The organism is Streptomyces sp. DSM 116795, from assembly GCF_055792905.1.
Genome location: NZ_CM147707.1, coordinates 1361900 through 1382905, shown reverse-complemented (window position 1 = coordinate 1382905; position 21006 = coordinate 1361900). Strand labels below are relative to the sequence as shown.

Sequence of the window (21006 nt, the reverse complement as noted above, 5' to 3'; positions counted from 1 at the left end):
CCCGCCGAGTATCTTTCACTTTTTCAACTTTGAAGCAGCATCTTGCGTGGACCGGGGGCCTGGGCAAATATTCCCCCCAGCGCTTGTCAGGGACACGGCGGGCAACATGCCCGCCGTGGGTCTCCGGCTGCGCCCAACGGGCCCACCACCCCAAGGGCCCCCGTTCTCCAAACTGGAGGAAATTCAGTGAGAATCACGCGAACCACCCCCCATCGCACCATTGCGAGACGCGTGCGCCTCATAGCAGTAACGTCCGGTCTCGCCACCGCGGCCGCGATCGCCCTCCCGGCGAGCGGCGCCTCGGCGGCCGAGCCCACGCCCACGGAGTTCAGCGCCGCGGCGCTGAGCGACGCGTCCGACGCGCTGCGCAGCGCGCACGTCGGCGGCGCCGCCTGGTACACGGACAAGAAGACCGACAAGGTCGTCGTCACCGTCGACAGCACGGTCTCCAAGGCCGACCTGGCGAAGATCAAGAAGGAGGCCGGCCGCAACGCCGGCGCCCTCGAAATCAACCGCACCGAGGGCAAGTTCAGCAAGTACATAGCCGGCGGCGAGGCCATCACCACGGGTGGCGCGCGCTGCTCGCTCGGCTTCAACGTGCAGGACGGCTCCGGCAACAAGTTCGCCCTGACGGCCGGCCACTGCACCAACATCGGCAGCTCCTGGTCGATCGGCACGACGGTCGGCAGCAGCTTCCCCGGCAACGACTACGGCCTCATCCAGCACTCCGACCCGGGTGCCGCTGACGGACGTGTCTCCCTCTACAACGGCTCGTTCCAGGAGATCACCGGTGCCGGTGACGCCTCCGTCGGGCAGTCCGTGCAGCGCAGCGGCAGCACGACCGGTCTGCACGGCGGCAGCGTGACGGGGCTCAACGCCACCGTCGACTACGGCCCCGACGGCATCGTCGAAGGCATGATCCAGACCGACGTCTGCGCCGAGCCCGGCGACAGCGGCGGCGCGCTCTTCTCCGGCGAGACCGCTCTCGGTCTGACCTCCGGCGGCAGCGGCAACTGCTCCTCCGGCGGCGTGACGTTCTACCAGCCCGTGCCCGAGGCGCTGGGCGCCTACGGCGTGAGCATCATCTGAACCCACCGTCAGTACGGCAGGGACGCCCTCCCTGTGTGAGGTGACTGCCGGCCTGTGCGCCCCAGCGGGGGTGCGCAGGCCGGCTGCTGTGTGTGCGGGGCATGCGCCGAGGTGGCGGAAGGGGCATCCCCGCCCGCCGGGCGGCGGCGTACCGCGGACATCCCGGTGGATCGAACAGTCCGGTGACGCGGCCGCCGTCCTCCGGGCCGTGGTCCGCCCCGCGGCATAGCGTCGGTGCCGACGGGCCGCACGGGCGTCGCGCACCGCGGAGGATGGGATGCAGGCCAAGGAGCACCAGGGGGACTCACGCCCCCCGGGACAGGGTGAGTCCGGGGGGACCGGTCATGGCGCACGCCGCGCGCCCGAACAGCGGCGCGGAGGCGGGAAGTTCGCCCGTATCCGGGACGGTGCCCGCGACGCGGGACCGCCGCCCGGTCCCACACGGCCGGGGTTCTGGCGCAGCCCGCTGCGCGGCCCGTGGCTGACCTCGGTGTTCGGGCTGATCCTGCTCGTCGGTGTCACCGTGCTGTTCGTGACGGGGCTGCTCTCGTACGCCGCCTACAACCCCGGCCTGGGACCGCCCAACGACAAGACGCCCGAGGCAGACCTGCTCGGCTTCTACCTCTTCCCCTGGCCGACCGATCCGCCGTGGCTGTACCGCCTCAACCAGGGAGTGCACGTCACGCTCGGGGTGGTGCTGGTGCCGGTGCTGCTGGCGAAGCTGTGGTCGGTCGTGCCGAAGCTGTTCTCCTGGCCGCCGGTGCGCTCGCTCGGCCATGCGCTGGAGCGGCTGTCGCTGCTGCTGCTCGTGGGCGGCGCGATCTTCGAGTTCGCGACCGGTCTGCTGGATGTGCAGCTGGACTACATCTTCCCGGGCTCCTTCTACACCCTCCACTTCTACGGCGCATGGGTCTTCATCGGCGCCTTCGTCGTGCACATCGCCTTCCGCGTCCCCCTCATGGTCCGTGCGCTGCGCAGCCGTGATCTGCGCCGCGAGCTGCGTACCCCGGCCCGGCGCACCGAGCCCGAACCGGCCGACGAGACGGGCCTGGTCACCCCCGATCCGGCACCGGCCACGATGTCGCGGCGCGGCGCCCTGGGCATGGTGGGTGCCGGCTCGGCCGTGCTGTTCGTGGTGACGGCGGGTCAGAGCATCGGCGGATCGCTGCGGGAGACGGCCGTGCTGGCGCCGCGTCACACCGACCCGGGCCCGGGGCCCAACGGCTTCCAGATCAACAAGACCGCCGAGGCACGGGGCATCCGTGCCGCGGACATCGGCGGAGAGTGGCGGCTGACGGTGCGTGGTCCGGACGGACGGAAGAAGGTCCTCACACGGCAGGAGCTGCTGGAGATGCCACAGCACACCGCCGCGCTCCCGATCGCCTGCGTGGAGGGATGGTCGACCGAGGACCAGCAGTGGAGCGGTGTACGGCTGTCGATGCTGGCGGCGCTGGCCGGATTCCGGGAGGACGATCCTCCGGGCGTCTTCGTCGAATCGGCGCAGCGCAGCGGCTCGTTCCGCTCGGCGGGGCTGCGCGACAACCAGGTCCGCGACCAGCGGTCGCTGCTCGCTCTCCGGGTCAACGGCGCCGATCTGTCGCCGGACCACGGCTATCCCGCGCGGGTCATCGTCCCCGCCAACCCGGGCGTGAACAACACGAAATGGGTCACGGACCTGACCTTCGGGACGCGGCCGTGACTGGCAGGGGCAGAGGCAGTGGCAGTGGAGGTGGCAGTGCCAAGGGCCTGGGCCTGGGCGGCTTCCGGGCGCGGTACGGTGCCTCGCCGCTGCATCTGCTGCTGGTGCTCTGTTCGTTCGCGCTGACCGGGTACGCGGGCGTCCGGCTGCTGGACGGGGACACCCTCGGCGTCGTCCTGTGGTTCGTGGGTGGGGCCGTGGTGCACGACCTGGTCCTGGTGCCGCTGTACTCGGCGGCCGACCGCGCGCTGCGGACCGCCGGCGCCCGCCTCCCCCTCAGGAGCCGTACGAGCGACGCGGCCGCCTGGCGGGAGCAGATCAACTACGTACGTGTGCCCGCCTTCGTCTCACTCGTGCTGCTTCTCGTCTGGTATCCGCTCATCTTCGACCGGGTCGGCCACTACGCCTCGTACACCGGCCTGGAGCCGGGCGTCTTCATGGGCCGGTGGCTGCTGGTCACCGCGGCGCTCTTCGCCGTCTCCGCCCTCTGCCTGGCGGTGCGTGCGTGGCGTGGACGGCGTGGACGGAAGCGTCCGCCGCGCGAGGGCGGCGGCTGAGACACCACGTGGGCCGTTTCGTCCTGACAGCGGACGGCCGGCCCGGTCGGGTGCGGCGTCCACTGATGTGCGGTGGGGGCCGATCGAGCAGTTGCGCGAAACGACCTAGGGGTCGCCCCCCCATTGGTCCCTGAATCCCCTCGCGTGTGCCTCGAACGGCATGGGTGCTCTCGTAGAGTCGAAACCAACTAGTCGACATCGACTGCTCTCTCCGCCCACGCGAGGACATCCGCCCATGCCCACCCCCGCACCCCGTAGCGCACGCGCACTGCTCGCCGTCCACGCGGTCGTCGCGCTGCTCATGACGCGGCTCCCGCCGCCCTTCCCCGTCCACTTCCCCGAGTTGCGAGCCCCCCTCTGGTTCGGTGTCGCGCTGGTGGCCGGCGCTCTCGCGGCACTCGTCTCGCGCCGGCTGCGGCCGCGCGCACCCCGCGGCGTCGTGCTCGGCCTCGGCTGGGTGCAGCTGTTGCTCACGCTCGTCAACGCCATACCCGTCGGCGACATAGTGGCGCTGTTCGGCACCTGGCTGTCGGTGTCCGCCCTCGCTCTCCTCGCGGGCCAGCTCAGGAGGCGGCCGCGGAAGGCGCTCGTCGCCGCGCACGTCATCAGCTCGGCGAGCTGGGTGGGGATCGGCGTGGTCTTCGTAGCCCTGTCGGTCGTCGCGCTGACGACCTCCGACATCCACGCCGCGCAGGTCACCTACGAGCTGATGGAACAGTTCGACCAGACGCTGCTGCCCTGGGCCAACTTCGCCGCCACGCTGACGGGGATAGCGCTCGGGCTGACGACGAAGTGGGGCCTCGTCCGGTACTGGTGGGTCGCGACCAAGCTGGTGATCTCCGTGACGATCCTCGTCATGGCCTTCGGCTTCCTGCACGACGCGGTGGTGACCGCCGCCGGGCAGGCCGCGCGCCTCGCCGCGACGGGGGGTACCGTCGCGCGGATCGACGGGAACTCCGAGGTCGTTTTCTGGGGCTTCACCACGGCGCTGTTCAGCCTGCTCGCGGCCATGCTGCTGTCGCTGTACAAGCCGGGCGGGAAGACGCCCGTCGGAAGGCGCACGGCAACCGTTTCCCGCCGTCGGCCGGTGCGTCCTGAGCTGCTCGCCGAGACGTAACCTGAGGGTCCGCTGCTCCGCGGAATCTGCGAGATCGGCGAGATCCGCGAGATCAAAGAGAGAAGGGGTGTCCATGGCGAAACGCGTCAGCAATCCGCTCGCGCTGGCTGTGCTCGCCTTCCTCATGCAACGGCCCATGCATCCCTACGAGTTGGGCAAGCTCCTCAAGCAGCGCAACACCCAGGAGAGCATCAGCTACAAGCACGCCTCGCTGTACATGGTGGTCGGGCAGCTCAACCGTGACGGATACATCGCGGCGCAGGAGACGGTGCGCGAGGGCCAGCGTCCCGAGCGCACCGTGTACCGGCTGACGGCCGAGGGCGAGGCCGAACTGCGCGCGCGGATGCGGGAGTTGGTGGGCGAGCCGGTCAAGGAGTACCCGCGGTTCGAGGCGGCGCTGTCGCTGATCGCGGTGCTGCCGCCCGAGGAGGTCACGGACCTGCTGGAGCAGCGGCGGGGCGCGCTGACCGAGCGGGCCGAGCGGATCCGGGCGCACCTGCGGGAGTCGACGACCGACCCGCTGTGGCTCATCGAGGACGAGTACCGGCTGGAGCTGACGCTGGCCGAGGTGCGGTTCGTCGACCGGTTCCAGCACCTCATCGCGCGGGGCGGGCCCGAGTTCGGTGAGTTCTGGCGGGAGTTGCACGCCTCGCGGCAGACATGACGCGAAGGTGACGCGGCCGGACCTGCCGGTACCGGACAGGTGCCGGACAGGTGCCGGACCGGTCTGCCCGCAGCAGGCGCGAGGCGCCGCGACCATGTTCGGCGAACTCGTCTCCCGCTTCTCACGCCTGTCGGTGCGCCCCGCGCCGTACGACGGCGAAACCGTGGGCGGGGACGGTGACTCGGGCGCCGGGCCCGGTCGCCGTGCGGCTGCCCACTGGGCGTGCCCGCACGTCGTACAGCTCGACGGTCACGGGCCCCTGCCCGGGCAGCTTCACTCCGGCCGTGTGCGGCTGTCCGTCGCCGTTGTGCAGCAGGGCGAGGCCCCCCTCCGGTCCGGACAGCACCAGGCGTGCCACCGCGGGCCGTACGAGCACGGCGTCCACCCGCAGCGGCCGCTCCCCGACCCCTTCGGCCCCGGCCCGCAGCAGAACGCCCGGTGCGAAGGTGCCCGGCAGCGCCACGGGCGTCAGAGCGCCCGGCGTGGCCGTGATGCCTTGTTCGCCGCCGGTGCCGTGGTCGATGCGTGAAGTGCGGCCGATGCGGGAGCCGCGGCCGGCGTGGTCGGCGCCCGGCGCGGTACGGTCCGCCTGCCAGACCGTCGCACCCGCTTCCCCGTCGGCCACGAGGTTCACGACCGGCGAGGCGAGCAGCGGTCCCCGCACGTCGTCCGGCAGCGTCCATGACACGGCGCCGTCCTCGCGCAGCGCGGCGTACGCGCCGCCGCTGTACTCCGACTCCCCGGTCCAGGCCGGGTCGGGGCGCACCGCCTTCGCCGCGCCCGTCAACTCGCCGTCCTCCGCCTCCAGTACTCGCATCCCGTCACGCTCCACGCCCACCTCACCAGAGCCGCCGAGCCCGAGCGGGCGGGCGGCGGCGCTCGCACCGCCGTCCGGCAGGGAGTCGAGCGCGAGCATCGACAGCAGGCCGTGGATAGTGGATTCGGCGCCCGAGTTGCGGTTGATCTCGCCGTCGGGCGCGATCCCGTCGAAGGTGACGCCGGTGTCCGGGTCGTAGACCGCCTCGCCTGCCGCGTTCGCGCCGAAGTACCAGGACGCGGTGAGCGCGGCCAGCGGATACAGACCCGGAGCGGCGCCCATGTCCGCGACCGCCAGCAGTGCGCGCAGCCGCGAGTCGACGCCGTACGCGATCTGGTTGCGGTCGACCGGCGCGGGCAGCCAGCCGTTGTCGCAGCCTCCGGCGGTGAGCAGTTCGGGCGTGAATCCGGCGGTGTCGGCCAGCGCCGTACGCAGCAGCCCGGGACGCCCGAGCACGTCCGCGGCGGCGGCGAGAGCGGTCGGCATCTGCGCACCCCACGCGTGCCACTGGGAGAGGGACGTGGCGCTGGGAAGCACCGCACCGTACGGCCAGCGTCCAGGACCGCCGGACGCCAGTGCGGCGACGCCCTCCGCGAGCCGGGCCGCCGCGCTGCGGGCGCGGGCGCCGCCGCCCGCGCGCACGTACGCCGCGAGTCCGAGCACGGCCTCTGAGGTGGCGTCCGCACCGTGCGTGATGAGCCAGCCGGGGACGCGCCGGCCGTCGGCCGTCTCCCAGGTCCCGTAGCGGGTGAGCACGTCGCGTTCCAGCGCGCTCAGGGCGAGTTCGAGGCGGCCGCGGAGGAACGAGGCGAAGGCGGGGTCGGCACGCCGGAAGCCCTCGAAGCCCTCGCCGAGCGCCCATATGAGACGGGCCAGCCAGTAGGAGGGGCCGGAGTCGGACGGGTCGGGCTTCTCCGGCGGGCGGGCGCTGCGGGTGAGGGTGCCGTCGGCCTGCTGCCACAGGACGACGTTGCCTGCATGCGGCCCTTCGGTGGTCTGCAAGTAGCAGATGCCGCGGAGGAGTTGACGCGCGGAGCGCCGGCTGCGCGCCGAGCCCGTGGAGCTCCAGTGCCTGAGATAGACGACGGCTGCGCGGGCCACGTCGTCGGCGTTGAAGGCACCCTGCTCGTAGTGACCGGTCTCCGGGTCCAGCGCGCCGCCGCCGGTGCGCCGGTACGAGCCGTCCTGCTCACGTTCCGCGTAGGTCCACAGCGTGCCCAGCGCGGGCTCTTCGCGCAGCCTGTACGTGTCGTGCCCGGGGAGCGGCGGGGGTGTCACCGTGTCGCAGAGGAAGTCGAGATGGGCCAGTTCGGTCAGCGGACGGCGAGCGTGACGGCGGCCGGCGCGGCCGGTGCCCGCGGCCCCCTCGCGCGCGGGTGCGGCCTGTGCGCGCGCGGCCTGTGCGTGCGCGGCGCCGAGCACCGACGCGGCCGGTACGGCGGCTCCCAGGGCGAGAAGTCTTCTGCGGGGCACGCTCGGCACGCTCATTGCTTCGGCTCCTCATCGATCGATCGACGACGGCTGCCGGCAGCGGCCCGTCGTCCGTCGTCCCGTGCCCGGCCCGGGGCGCGCCGGCCAGGAGGGCTCGCACCCTGCCCGTTTAAATCGGTTTAGACAAGCGTCCGGGCGCACTTGGGGCGCCGCCAATACCGCTGGATCGCCGGGCTGTCGAGACCGTCGTACGAACAGGCGGAAAAGAGCGGGTGGTTGAGGCCCGTACGAGCCGACGAGCGTGGCCGGATGGGGCTGTGGCGGCCGAAAGCGCACCTTCATGCCCCGTCGGGCCGCCGAAATCGCATCCCACGAACTCCCGTACACGTGAATTCGTGGCAGGTACTTGCCATTGTGTGTCCTTCTCTTGTGACTCACGAGTATCCCGGCGTACTTTCTCCGCGCGTAGACATTCCGACCCCCACCGGGACAGTCGCCAGGAGGCCGCCGTGACCGCCAACCACCTTGACGCAGGCGTGAGATCGAGCAGACGCACACCGACGGGCACGGGTCGCCCACCGGCCGTCCCCGGGGTGTGCCCGGGCTGACGCGCTCCGGTTCCCGGCGTGCGTTCGCGCATTTGCGCAAGGACGACCACCGACGCCGGGAGCTGGGGCACAATCCCCGGACAACCGGATTCGTCCGGCGTCACACGTCTCAGGTCGCGGGCAGGGTCGACCTCCTGCCGCCGGCCTGCCCGGCGAGTCCGCCGGCGGTTCCGGAAATCCCCGCTTGAATGCTGTGATCTGCCACACAGGCCCTGTGTGGTACGTAAGCGGACGGTTACATGGCCATGACAAACGTAATGACCGTTGCGTTCCGTCTCGATGACGTGTGTGTCAAGGCCCGGCTCGCTGTACCAGGGAGGGCGAATTGCCCTGTCGTGGGTACCGCCCTCCCGGTTGACGGAGAGTGACGAGCACACGGAAAACCTTCGGTTGACCGCGTAGTAACCGTCCCGTCTACTACGCATGGTCAGCTGACCGCAGCGATCGTGCAGTCGGGAGAGCCCAATGAGGATGCTGGATACGGACGCGTCCGACGTGTCCTCGCCATCGGTTCCAGTCATCGCGATCAACCCCGTTCACCGGCCGTCACCCCGGCTCACCGCGGCCGCATGCGCCGCGGGCGCACTCGGAGTGCTCGAACTGCCCGCCGGCGACGGCGCGCTGCGCGAGGCCGCGGAGCATCTCGACCGCACGAACCGCTGGGCCGCGCGCCCGTTCGGCGTCCGCATCCGTCCCGGCTGTCCCGTGACGGCGGGCGACCTTCCCGACGCCGCGGACACGGTCCTCCTCGCCGACCCCGCCAGGTCGCCGGGGGAGTTCGGCGGACGGCGCGTCCTCGTCGAGGTCACGGGGCTGGACGAGGCGCGCCGCGCCGCGGCGGCCGGCGCGCACGGGCTGATCGTCCGAGGCACCGAAAGCGGCGGCCGGGCGGGGGAGTTGAGCACCTTCGTGCTGCTGCAGCAGGTCTTGAAGGATCGCAGCCTGGCGGACCGCAGGCAGGCGGACCGCGGCCCGGCGGACGGCGGCGGCGAACCGGCTGCCGGGCTGCCGGACTGGATGCCGGTGTGGGCGTGCGGGGGAGTCGGACCCCGAACCGCTGCCGCGGCCGTCGCGGGCGGCGCCGCCGGCGTAGTGCTCGACACGCAGCTCGCGCTGCTGGACGAGGCGGGTCTGCCGCTGGAGATCACCGAGGCTCTGGCCGGTCTCGACGGCTCCGAGACCGTGCTGCACCACGGCATGCGCGTGCTGCGGCGGCGCGGCCCCGGCGCTCCCGAACTGCCCGAGGACGCCGGAGAGTTCGTCTCCCGCATCGGCGGCGACGACCTTCGTACGCAGTTCCTCCCCATCGGCCAGGACGCCTTCCTCGCAGCGTCGTTCGCGCGCCGCTGGAAGACGGTCACCGACGTCGTACGGGGCATCCGCGAGGCCGTCGCCGCCGCCTTCGAGGACGACGAGGCGACCGTCGCGCTCGGCCCCGGCGCTCCGGGCGCCGCCGCCCTCGGTACCCGGCTGCCCGTCGCACAGGGCCCGATGACCCGCGTCAGCGACCAGCCGGAGTTCGCCGCGGCCGTCGCCGCGGACGGCGCGCTGCCCTTCCTGGCCCTCGCCCTCGCCGGCGCGGAGCAGACCAGGGCGATGCTGGAGGCCACCAAGTCCGCGCTGGGCGAGGCCCCTTGGGGGGTGGGCATCCTCGGATTCGCGGACGAGGAGATCAGGGCGGCGCAGCTGGAGGCGGTACGCCAGGTGCGGCCCACCCACGCGATCATCGCCGGTGGCCGGCCCGCGCAGGCCGCCGCGCTGGAGGCGGAGGGCATATCCACCTTCCTGCACGTGCCTTCGCCGGGCCTGCTGCGGCAGTTCCTCGCCGCCGGAGCCCGCAAGTTCATCTTCGAGGGCGCCGAGTGCGGCGGCCACGTCGGACCGCGCAACAGCTTCCCGCTGTGGGAGGCCCAGACCGAGATCCTGCTGGAGTTCGCGGAGAAGGAGAGACCCGGCGCTGCCGGTGAGATCACCGTCCTATTCGCCGGCGGCGTGCACGACGAACGTTCTGCTTCGATGGTCGCCGCACTGGCCGCACCGTTGACCCGTGCCGGGATCGCCACCGGCGTACTGATGGGCACCGCCTACCTGTTCACCGAGGAAGCCGTGCATGCCGGGGCCATCCTTCCCCGGTTCCAGCAGCAGGTCGTCGCCGCCGAGCGCACCGACCTCCTGGAGACCGCACCCGGGCACGCCACCCGGTGCGCACACAGCGCGTTCACCTCGCAGTTCGCCGCCCTCAAGGAACAGCTGCGGCAGGCCGGGGTGCCCGAGCGGGAGATCTGGGAGCAGCTGGAGAAGTTCAACGTCGGGCGGTTGCGCGTGGCCAGCAAGGGCATCGAGCGCGTCGGGCCCGAGCTGCGCGGCGTGGACGAGCAGCGCCAGGGCGATGAGGGCATGTTCATGGCCGGCGAGGTCTGCGTGCTGCGTAAGGACGTCACGACGGTCGCGGCGCTCCACGAGTCCGTCGGCCGGCGCGCAGCCGTACGGCTGCGGGAACGCGCAGGTGAACTGCGGGCCGAACTCGGCATCGCGCAGCGCGGATCCGGGCACGAAGAAGAGGGCCACGCTCCCGAACCGCTGCGCATCGCGATCGTCGGCATGGCGGGGATGTTCCCCGGTGCCGAGGACCTGACCGCCTTCTGGGCCAACGTGCTCGCGGGCAAGGACTGCGTGACCGAGGTGCCCGGCGAGCGCTGGGACCCGGAGCTGTACTACGCGCCCGACGGCGCCGGGGAGCGCACTCCGTCGCGCTGGGGAGGATTCCTCCCCGAAATCCCCTTCGACCCGCTCAGTTTCGGCATCCCGCCCGCCTCGCTGGCGAGCATCGAGCCGGTGCAGCTGCTGGCGCTGGAGGCCGCGCGGCGTGCGCTGGCCGACGCCGGCTGCGAGGGAAGGCCGGTCGACCATTCCCGTACGTCCGTCGTCTTCGGGGCGGAGGCCGGCAGCGATCTGTCCAACGCGAGCGTGCTGCGCACGGTGCTCCCCTCCTACCTCGGCGGCGACCTGCCCGAAGCACTCGACGAGCAACTGCCGCATCTGACCGAGGACTCCTTCCCCGGCGTGCTCGCCAACGTCATCGCGGGCCGCATCGCCAACCGCCTCAACCTCGGCGGCACCAATTACACCGTCGACGCCGCGTGCGCGTCCTCGTTGACGGCCGTGGACGTGGCCTGCAAGGAACTGGTCACCGGAACCAGCGACATGGTGCTGTGCGGCGGCGCCGACCTGCACAACGGCATCAACGACTATCTGCTCTTCTCCTCCGTGCACGCCCTCTCGCCCACCGGGCGCTCCTCCACGTTCGACGACGGCGCCGACGGGATCGCGCTCGGCGAGGGCGTCGGCTGCGTCGTGCTCAAGCGCCTCGCCGACGCCGAACGCGACGGCGACCGCGTCTACGCCGTGATCGACGGCGTCGGCAGCGCCAGCGACGGCCGGGCCCTCGGCCTCACCGCACCCCGCCCCGAGGGCCAGCGCTCCGCGCTCACCCGCGCATACCGCAACGCGGGCGTCTCACCCGCGCAGATCGGCCTGATCGAAGCGCACGGCACGGGCACCGTCGTGGGCGACCGTACGGAACTGACCACGCTCACCGAGGTGTTCACCGAGGCGGGCGCCGAGCCGGGCAGCTGCGCCATCGGCTCGGTGAAGTCCCAGATCGGGCACACCAAGTGCGCGGCCGGGCTCGCCGGACTGATCAAGACGACCCTCGCGCTGTACCACGGTGTGAAGCCGCCGACGTTGCACGTCGAGCAGCCCAACGCCGCCTGGAACCAGGAGAGCAGCCCGTTCTTCTTCCACGCGGCGGCCAGGCCCTGGGCCGCCGAGGCGTCCGAACGTGTCGCGGGTGTAAGCGCATTCGGCTTCGGCGGCACGAACTTCCACGCCGTGCTGCGCGCCTACGACCAGGCGCCTTCCGTGCACTCCAGCGACGAATGGCCCGTCGAGCTGTTCACCTTCCGCGGCAGGGACGACGTCTCTGCGCAGCGCGCCGTACGCCGCCTCCAGGAGAAGGTCGAACAGGCAGCCACCGGCGAGCGCACATGGCGGCTGCGGGACTACGCACTCGGGGCCGCCCGCGTCAGCGACTCGGCCGCCGTACGCGGCGAGCCGGTGCGCATCGCCCTCCTCGCGCAGAGCGTGGACGAACTGGCCGTGCTGCTGCGCCGCGCCGCCGACGGCGTGCACGACCCGTCCGCCGGCATCTTCGCGGCCGGGGGAGGCGGGAGTACCCCGCCGGGAGGCGCCGGGACCCCCACCCGGACGGAGGCCGGGGGAGGTGCCATCGCGTTCCTCTTCCCCGGCCAGGGCAGCCAGCGCCCGGGCATGCTCGCGGACCTCTTCGTCGCCTTCCCCGAACTCCAGCGCTACCTGCAGCTCGGCCGGCGCTGGGCGGACGCGCTGTATCCGCCGACCGCCTACGACAAGGCGACCGCCGACGCGCAGCTCGCCCGCATCACGGACACGGCCGTCGCCCAGCCCGCCCTGGGCATCGTCGAACTCGCCGCCGCCGACCTGCTCGCCTCGCTCGGCATACGCCCGGACATGGCCGCCGGGCACAGCTACGGCGAACTGGTCGCGCTCGGCGTCGCCGGAGCGCTCTCCCCCCAGGACGTACTCACCGCGAGCGCCGCACGCGCCGAGGCGATACTCGCGCAGATACCCGAGGACGGCGACGCGGGCGCGATGGCCGCCGTCACCGCCCTGCCCGAGAAGGTCGACGAGGTGCTGGCACTGGCCGGCCTGGACGGCGAGGTCGTCACCGCCAACCGCAACTCGCCGCGGCAGACGGTGATCTCCGGGCCGACCGAGGCCGTCACGAAGGCCGTCGGCCGTCTGCGGGACGCGGGCCTCTCCGCCAAGCCACTGCAGGTGGCGTGCGCCTTCCACAGCCCCCTGGTGGCAGGCGCCGGGGCGGAGTTCGCGCGGACGCTCCAGTCGATGTACCTGCACGCACCCGGACTTCCCGTCTGGGCCAACAGCACGGCCGAGCCCTACGACACCGTCCCCCATGCGGTGCGCGCAGGGCTGGCCGCGCAGATCGGGTCGCCGGTCCGTTTCGCCGAGCAGATCGAGTCCATGTACGCCGCCGGGGCCCGCGTCTTCACAGAGGTCGGCCCCGGGAAGGTCCTGACCAGGCTTGTCTCGTCGATCCTCGGTGACCGTCCGCACAGTACGGTCACACTTGAGGACGCCGGGCGCCCAGGACTGTACGGTTTTCTCGCCGGTGTCGCACAGCTCGCCGTCGCCGGCGCAGACGTGCGTACCGGAAAGCTCTACCAGGGGCGGGACGCCGTCGACCCGGAGAGCGCCACCCCCGGCAGGCCCGCCGGCTGGACCGTGGACGGTCAGCTCATCCGTCTCGCCGACGGCACCGTTCCGCCCAACGCCCTTCGTCCCCCACGCCCTGTCACGGAGCTGATCGTGCCGGAACCCCCCACCGAGAGCGGCGTGACGCCGTCCGGTCCGGACGCTCTCATCGCCGAATTCCTGCGCAACAGCAGGGAGATGGTCACAGCGCAGAGAGATGTGCTGCTGCGCTATCTGGGAGCCGCCGAACTGCCGCCCCCGCCCGCCGGTTCGCCGGTGCTGCCGTCCCCCACGACGGCCGTGAGCCCAGGCACCGCCGCCGCGCCGGCCGCCGCCGCGTCCCCCGCTCAAGTTCCGCCGGTGCCGGCGCCTCCGGTACCTGTTCCTGCTGCTCCTTCGGTGCCCGCTGATGTTGGTGCCGGTGCCGGTGCCGGTGCCGGTGCCGTGGCGCCGGTGTTGTCGGCGGATGCGGTGCAGGAGTCGGTGTTGTCGGTGGTGGCGGAGCGTACGGGTTATCCGGTGGACATGATCGAGCCGGGCTTGGATCTGGAGGCGGATCTGAGTGTGGATTCGATCAAGAGGGCTGAGATCGCGGGTGAGTTGGCGGTCCGGTTGGGGTTGCCTGCTGGGCGGGACGCGGATGTGGAGGAGCTGAGTACGGCTCGTACGGCTTCGGGTATCGCCGAACTCCTCGTCGCCGCACTCGGCTCCGCGTCCGTGGCCCCTGCTCCTGCCGCTGCCCACGCCGCCGCTGCTGCTCCTTCGGTGCCCGCTGATGTTGGTGCTGGTGCTGGTGCTGGTGCCGGTGCCGTGGCGCCGGTGTTGTCGGCGGATGCGGTGCTGGAGTCGGTGTTGTCGGTGGTGGCGGAGCGTACGGGTTATCCGGTGGACATGATCGAGCCGGGCTTGGATCTGGAGGCGGATCTGAGTGTGGATTCGATCAAGAGGGCTGAGATCGCGGGTGAGTTGGCGGTCCGGTTGGGGTTGCCTGCTGGGCGGGACGCGGATGTGGAGGAGCTGAGTACGGCTCGTACGGCTTCGGGCATCGCCGAACTCCTCGTCGCCGCACTGGGTTCCGCGGTCCCGGCGGCCCCCGCGGCCACCGAACCGCAGACGGCCGCCCCCTCCGGGTCCTCGGCCGGCAGCACCGCCGACGCCGTCGTCGTGCCGCCGCAGCGCCTCGAATTCACCGAGACCGAACTGCCCGCGCCGCCCGCTCCCGACATCGCCGAGGGCACCGCCGTCACCGTGCTCGGCGGCGGCGCGCTCGGCACACTCGTCGCGGAGCGGCTGCGCGAGGCGGGCGCGCTGCCGCAGACCGTGCCCGACGGGCAGCAACTCCCCGAGGACATGGGCGAGATCGTCGTCCATCTGCAGGCACTGGAGTCCCCCGACACCCAACTGCCCGAGACCTTCCCGCTCTTCCAGAAGGTCCTCGCCGCGGGCCCGAAGCGGCTGCTCGCCGCCGACCGCCGTGCTGAGGGCGCCGCGTCCGGGCTGCGCGGCTTCTTCCGCAGCGTCGCCCGTGAGCACGAGGACATCACCGCGACGCTCGTCGAGGTGGGCGCCGAGGACGCCCCGGACACGGTCGCCCGCATCGTCGTCGCCGAACTCGGTGCCACGGAGCGCGAACCCGTCGTCCTCGCCGAGGGCGGTCGCCGCCGGGCGCTGAAGCTGACCCCCACCGACCTGGGCGCGCTCGCCGCGACCGGCGCCGGACCGGCCGGCGACGGCGCGGCCGAAGCAGCGGCCGCGGGCATCGACCGCGACTCGGTCGTGCTGCTCGTCGGCGGTGCCCGCGGCATCACCGCACGCTTCGCCCGTACGGTCGCCGCCGCGAGCCGCTGCCGCATCGAACTGCTGGGCCGCACCCCCGTGCCCCCGCAGGCCGAGGACCCGGCGACGGCCGCCGCATCCGGACGCGACGAGCTGAGAGCGGCCTTCATCGGCTCCGGCATGACCTCGCCCGCGGAGATCGAACGGGCCGTCTCCGCCGTGCTCGCCGAACGCGAGGTGCGCCAGACCCTCGCCACCCTGCGGGAGTCGGGCAGTCAGGCGCGCTACCGCTCCGTCGACGTGCTCGACGAGGAAGCGGTACGGGCAGCGGTGAAGGAGATACACGCGGAGCACGGCAGGCTCGACGGGGTCGTCTACGCGGCCGGCGTCATCGAGGACAAGCTGATCGCCGAGAAGTCGCCCGAGTCCTTCACCCGCGTCTTCTCCACCAAGGCCGGCGGCGCCCGCGTACTGCTCGACGCTCTCGGTGCCCTGCCCGAATCCCCGCGCTTCGCCGTGCTGTTCGGCAGCATCGCGGGGGCCCTGGGCAACCGCGGACAGGCCGACTACGCGGCAGCCAACGACGCCCTGGAGGAGCTGGGCAGGCGCTGGTCCACGGAGGACCGCCGCGGCCTGACCGTGCACTGGGGGCCGTGGGCGGCGTCGGAGACCAACAGCGGCATGGTGACCCCGGAGCTGATGCGCTCCTACGCTGCCCGCGGCATCCAGCTCGTCGACCCGGACGAGGGGCCGCTGTGTCTCCTGCGCGAACTCGCCTGGGGAGCGCCTACGGTGCACGCGGTGGTCGCCGCTGCATCCGGATGGTGACCTCCATGCCTCCCGCTGAGCGGGGTTCTTCCCCGTCCTCCCGCAGCCCGGTCGCGATCGTCGGCATGGCCGCTCTCTTCCCGGGCGCCGGCGACCTGGACAGCTACTGGAAGAACATCACCGACGGCGTCGACGCGATCACCGAGGTGCCCGAGGGGCGCTGGGACGAGGAGTTCTACGCCGCCGAGGCGCCGCGCAGAGCCGACCGCGTCTACTGCCGGCGCGGCGGATTCATCGACGACACCGCCGAGTTCGACCTGATGCGGTTCGGCATCATGCCCAACTCGGTGCCCGGTACCGAGCCCGACCAGCTGATCGCCCTCGATGTGGCCCACCGCTCCATCGAGGACGCCGGCGGCGACGGTGTGCTGCCGGACGACCGGCAGCGGGCAGGGGTCGTGCTGGGCCGCGGCGGGTACCTCACGCCCGGCCTCGTCCGGCTCGACCAGCGCGTACGTACGAGCAACCAGATCGTGCGCACACTCCGCGAGCTGGCGCCCGAACTGGGCGAGGACCGGCTGGAGGAGGTGCGGTCGGCGTTCACGGAGCAACTCGGGCCCGAGGCACCGGAGTCGGCCATCGGCCTCGTGCCGAATCTGGCGGCCTCGCGGGTCGCCAACCGTCTCGACCTGCGCGGCCCCGCGTACACCGTCGACGCCGCGTGCGCGTCCTCGCTCGTGGCCGTCGACCACGCGGTGCGCGAACTCGACGCGGGACGCTGCGACATCATGCTCGCCGGCGGCGTGCACCACTGCCACGACATCACTCTGTGGTCCGTCTTCAGCCAGCTCGGCGCGCTCTCCCGCAGCCAGCGGATACGCCCGCTGCACCGCGGGGCGGACGGCGTCCTCATCGGCGAAGGTACGGGCGTCGTGGTGCTCAAGCGGCTGGCGGACGCGGAACGCGACGGCGACCGCGTGTACGCCGTCATACGCGGGACCGGCGTGGCCAGCGACGGCCGTTCCGCCAGCCTGTTCAACCCCGACCCCGGCGGCCAGGTGCGTGCAGTGCGGCAGGCCTGGGACGCCGCGGGGCTCGACCCGCTCGCGCCCGGTGCCATCGGGCTGCTGGAGGCGCACGGCACCGCCACCCCCGCCGGTGACGAGGCCGAACTGACCACGCTCGCCGAGGTGTTCGGGCCCGGGACCGGGCCCGGGACCGGGGCTGGGCCCGGAGCCGGAGCGGACGCCGGCACCGGCCCGCACGCCGGCACCGGCACGGATGCCCGAACCGGCACGGACGCGGACGGACCCGCGGTCATCGGCTCGGTCAAGTCCATGATCGGCCACACGATGCCCGCCGCCGGCATCGCCGGACTCATCAAGGCCGCACTCGCCGTCCACCACGGCGTGCTTCCCCCGACGCTGCACTGCGACGACCCGCATCCCGCCCTGGCCCGTACGCGCTTCGCACCCCTCGCCGAGGCCCGGCCCTGGGCGGAGCCCGCGGGCGGCGGACCCCGCAGGGCGGGCGTCAACGCCTTCGGTTTCGGCGGCATCAACGCGCACGTCGTACTGGAGCAGGCGGCCGTGCGCCCCGCCGCGCAGCCGGCCATGAGCCCCGCCGCGCAGCCGGGCGCAGCGGCGCAGGCGGACCCCACCGCGAAGGCGGTGCCCCCGCAGCCGGCCGCCGCCGCACCGGCCGCTCCCGCCCGTGCCGCAGCCACCGTCGCGGAGCCCGAGCGGGTGCTGCGCCTGGCCGCCGCAAGCCCTCGGGCGCTCGCGGAGATCCTGGACCAGGACGACGCGTCGGTGCTCGCCGCCGGACTCGACGAACGCACCCGCGTCACCGAACCGTGCCGGCTGGGCGTCGTCGACCCGACGGAGCGCAGGCTGAAGCTCGCACGCCGGGCCGTCACCAAGGGCGCACCCTGGCCCGGACGCAGCGACGTGTGGTTCAGCCCCCGTCCGATACTCGGCAGCGCGGGCGGACGTACGGCGTTCGTATTCCCCGGTCTGGAGGCCGAGTTCGACCCGCGTGCGGACGCGCTGGCCGAGCGCTTCGGGCTGGACTTCTCCCACGGCAGGGACGCGGAGGTCGGCGACGTCGGCCGGCACGGCGCCGCGGTCTTCCAGCTGGGCAGGATCCTCGACGCCGCGCTGCGCCGGCTTGCCGTCGTTCCCGACGCGGTCGCCGGGCACAGCGTCGGGGAGTGGACGGCGATGGCGGCGGGCGGCATCCACGCCGCGGACGAAGTCGACGCCTTCCTCGCCCGGTTCGACCCGGACGCGCTGCGCGTGCCCGGTGCCGTCTTCGGCGTACTCGGCATGCCCGCCGAAGAGGTGCTCGCGGAGCTGCACGGACGCAAGGACGTGGTGCTCTCCCACGACAACGCCCCGAACCAGTCGATGATCTGCGGCCCCGAGGAGGCCGTCGAGGCGATCGTGCTGCGCATGCGGTCCCGCGGAGTGATCGGGCAGGTCCTGCCGTTCCGCTCCGGCTTCCACACCCCGATGCTCGCCCCGTACCTCGGTCCGATCCGCGGTGCGGCGGAGGCATACCGGCTGCACCCGCAGACCACTCCCGTGTGGTCGGCCACCACCGCCTCGAGATATCCCCAGGACCCGGACGACGTACGGGAGTTGTTCGTGCGGCATCTGCTGGAACCCGTGCGGTTCCGGCAGATGATCCTGGCCATGTACGACGCCGGCCACCGTGCGTTCATCCAGCTGGGCGCCGGGCAGCTCGGCTCCCTCATCGACGACACCCTTGCCGGATGCGACCGGCTGGTGGTCTCCGCGCACGCGGGCACCCGCGACAGCCTCGCCCAGCTGCGCAGAGTCGTCACCGCGCTGTGGGTCGAGGGCGCCGAACCGGACGTCGCGCCCTTGCTGGAGACCGGGGACGCGGCGCGTACGGCGCCGAAGTCCCCGGCGAAGGCGGCCACTTCACGGCCCCGCGTGCGGCTGGACCTCCACGGGGCGCTGGTCTCGCTGCCCGGACGGATGAGAGGCAGCCTCGCCGCGGAGACGGCGAAGCCGGCGGGTGCCGAGGCCGGGGGAGCCGAGGCTCCGGCATCCCCGGCGGCGTCCGCCCCCGCATCCCCGGCGGCACCGGCCTCCCCGGGAGCACCGTCCGTGCCGCCCGCCTCCGCACCGATGGCCCGGCTCGACCAGGCGGCGGCGCTCGATCCGCTCGCCGCCGAACTGGCCGCGCTCCTGGGCGAGACGGCGTCGGCGGCGGCCGATGTGCTCGACGCCGGGGCACGCCGCTGCGAGGGGACCGCACGGTCGCTGCCGCGTCCACGGCGGCCCGTCGACCCCGGCCGCCTGCGGGGCGGTTCCACACCGATCAGCGGCGCCGCACCGGCTGCCCAGGGCCCTGTACCACCGACGGCCAACGGCCCCGTACCACCGGCTGCCCAGGGCCCCGTACCACCGGCGGCCGGCACGTCCATACCGCCGGACTCCGGTGTGCCTTCCGTGCTGCGTGTCGGCGTCGAGGAGATGCCGTATCTGCTCGACCACTGCTTCTTCCGGCAGCGGCCCGGCTGGCCCGACGTCGCCGACGGCTGGCCGATCGTGCCCGCCACGACCGTGATCAAGCACCTCATGGAGATCGCGGAACGTGCCGTTCCCGGCATGCGCGCGGTCGGCGTGCGAGACGTGCGGCTGCTGAAGTGGATCGAGGCCGTCCCCGCCCGCGACGTCCCCGTCGCCGTACGCCGGACCGCGCCCGGAGAGGTTGAGGTGGAGCTGACGGGCTCCTCCCGCGCAGTCGTCGAACTCGCCCCGCGGCACGAGGAATCTCCCCCAGACTCCGTCCGGGGGGTCCCCCAGGCGCCGTGGCCCGTGGACCCGTCAGCCGACCGCGTACCGGAGATGCGGGCCGAACAGCTCTACACGGAACGGTGGATGTTCCACGGCCCGCGCTTCCAGGGCGTGAGCGAGCTGACGGCCATCGGCGAGCGGCACGTACGGGGCGTGCTCACCGCACCGGAGGCTCCGGGCTCCCTGCTGGACAACGTCGGGCAGCTCCTCGGCTACTGGATCATGGCGACGCTCACGGAGCGTACGACCGTCTTCCCGGTGAGCGTGGACCACATGCGCTTCCACGGTCCCGAGCCCGGCGTCGGCGAGCGCCTGACCTGCTCGATCCGCATCACCAGCGTCACGGACAGCTCGCTGACCGCGGACATGCAGCTGCTCCATGAAGGCCGTGTGTGGGCCGAGTTGAAGGGCTGGACGGACCGCCGCTTCGACACGGACCCGGGCATTCGCGCGGTGGACCGCTTCCCGGGCTCCAACACGCTCTCCACGCGCCGGCCGGAGGGCTGGTCCCTTGTGCACGAACGCTGGCCCGACCTGGCGACGCGCGAACTGATCATGCGCAACATGCTCGGCGGTGCGGAGCGCGAGGGCTACGCCGCCCTTCCCCCCGTCCGCAGGCGGCAGTTCCTGCTCGGCAGGATCGCCGCGAAGGACGCGGTGCGCGAACTGCTGTGGGCGGAGGGGGCGGGCGAGGTATATCCGGCGGAGATCTCCGTGCACAACGAGGACGGGGGCAGGCCCTTCGTACGCGGCGTGCACGGGCGCGACGTCGGGGAGCTGTCACTCTCCATCGCGCACCGCGGCGAGTGCGGCGTGGCGATCGCCCGGCGCGGTCCCTGCGGGATCGACGTCGAGGAGATCACCGCGCGTCCGCGGGCCACGGTCGAGGCGGCCTGCGGTGCGGAGGAACTCGCCCTGCTGCGCGGGCTGGTGGACAGCCGGCCGCCGCAGCGGGAGGCGGAGGGTCCCGGGGATTCCGGGGATACGGATACCGGGGATTCCGGGGATTCCGGGAAGAGCGAGGAGGTCTGGTTCACGCGCCTTTGGGCGGCGAAGGAAGCCGTCGCGAAGATGCTTGGCACCGGGCTGCGGGGCCGGCCGTCCGACTACCAGGTGGTCGCGGCGGACACCGACCGGCTCCGGGTGCGTCACGGGGGCGACTCGTACGAGGTGCGGGTGCGGGAAACATGCAATCCGCCGGGCTTGCCCGAGCGGCGGTATGTGGTCGCCTGGACGGCCGCCTACGACGAATCAGGAGTGCGAGATGACCACTGACGCGACCGGGGTCGCGCCCGCGCAGCCGCAGGACGGGGCGCAGGCCGGAACCGATCCGGGGG

General features: G+C 72.7%; 8 protein-coding genes. 7 read left to right on the top strand and 1 reads right to left on the bottom strand.

The genetic code is table 11. From position 1 onward, the window contains the following. The first annotated feature begins 186 nt into the window (after positions 1-186). From ACSMXX_RS05860 to ACSMXX_RS05840, 5 genes are all read left to right on the top strand, one after another. Positions 187-1089, top strand: coding sequence for a S1 family peptidase (locus ACSMXX_RS05860; RefSeq protein WP_473182974.1), 903 nt, complete (start codon positions 187-189; stop codon positions 1087-1089). A gap of 277 nt (positions 1090-1366) precedes the next feature. Beyond that, entirely contained in the window at positions 1367-2788 is a 1422-nt protein-coding gene (locus ACSMXX_RS05855) for a molybdopterin-dependent oxidoreductase (RefSeq protein WP_473182973.1), read from the top strand. A gap of 53 nt (positions 2789-2841) precedes the next feature. Continuing rightward, positions 2842-3345: a hypothetical protein gene (locus ACSMXX_RS05850; protein ID WP_473184655.1), complete on the top strand. Its 504-nt coding sequence runs from the start codon at positions 2842-2844 to the stop codon at positions 3343-3345. 235 nt (positions 3346-3580) lie between these two features. After that, positions 3581-4462: a hypothetical protein gene (locus ACSMXX_RS05845; RefSeq protein WP_473182972.1), complete on the top strand. Its 882-nt coding sequence runs from the start codon at positions 3581-3583 to the stop codon at positions 4460-4462. A gap of 73 nt (positions 4463-4535) precedes the next feature. After that, on the top strand, positions 4536-5126 hold the full coding sequence (locus ACSMXX_RS05840) for a PadR family transcriptional regulator (protein ID WP_473182971.1): 591 nt from the start codon (positions 4536-4538) through the stop codon (positions 5124-5126). A gap of 121 nt (positions 5127-5247) precedes the next feature. Here ACSMXX_RS05840 and ACSMXX_RS05835 read toward each other — a convergent pair whose 3' ends face one another. Then, positions 5248-7431, bottom strand: a complete 2184-nt coding sequence (locus ACSMXX_RS05835) for a hypothetical protein (RefSeq protein WP_473182970.1) — start codon at positions 7429-7431, stop codon at positions 5248-5250. A 1016-nt stretch (positions 7432-8447) separates the two neighbouring features. Here ACSMXX_RS05835 and ACSMXX_RS05830 point away from each other — a divergent pair. Continuing rightward, a complete protein-coding gene (locus ACSMXX_RS05830) occupies positions 8448-15899 on the top strand; it encodes an SDR family NAD(P)-dependent oxidoreductase (RefSeq protein ID WP_473182969.1) in 7452 nt (2483 codons plus the stop codon). A gap of 5 nt (positions 15900-15904) precedes the next feature. Then, the gene (locus ACSMXX_RS05825; protein WP_473182968.1) at positions 15905-20944 is read left to right on the top strand and encodes a type I polyketide synthase; all 5040 of its coding nucleotides are present in this window, start codon (positions 15905-15907) and stop codon (positions 20942-20944) included. Positions 20945-21006 lie beyond the last annotated feature (62 nt).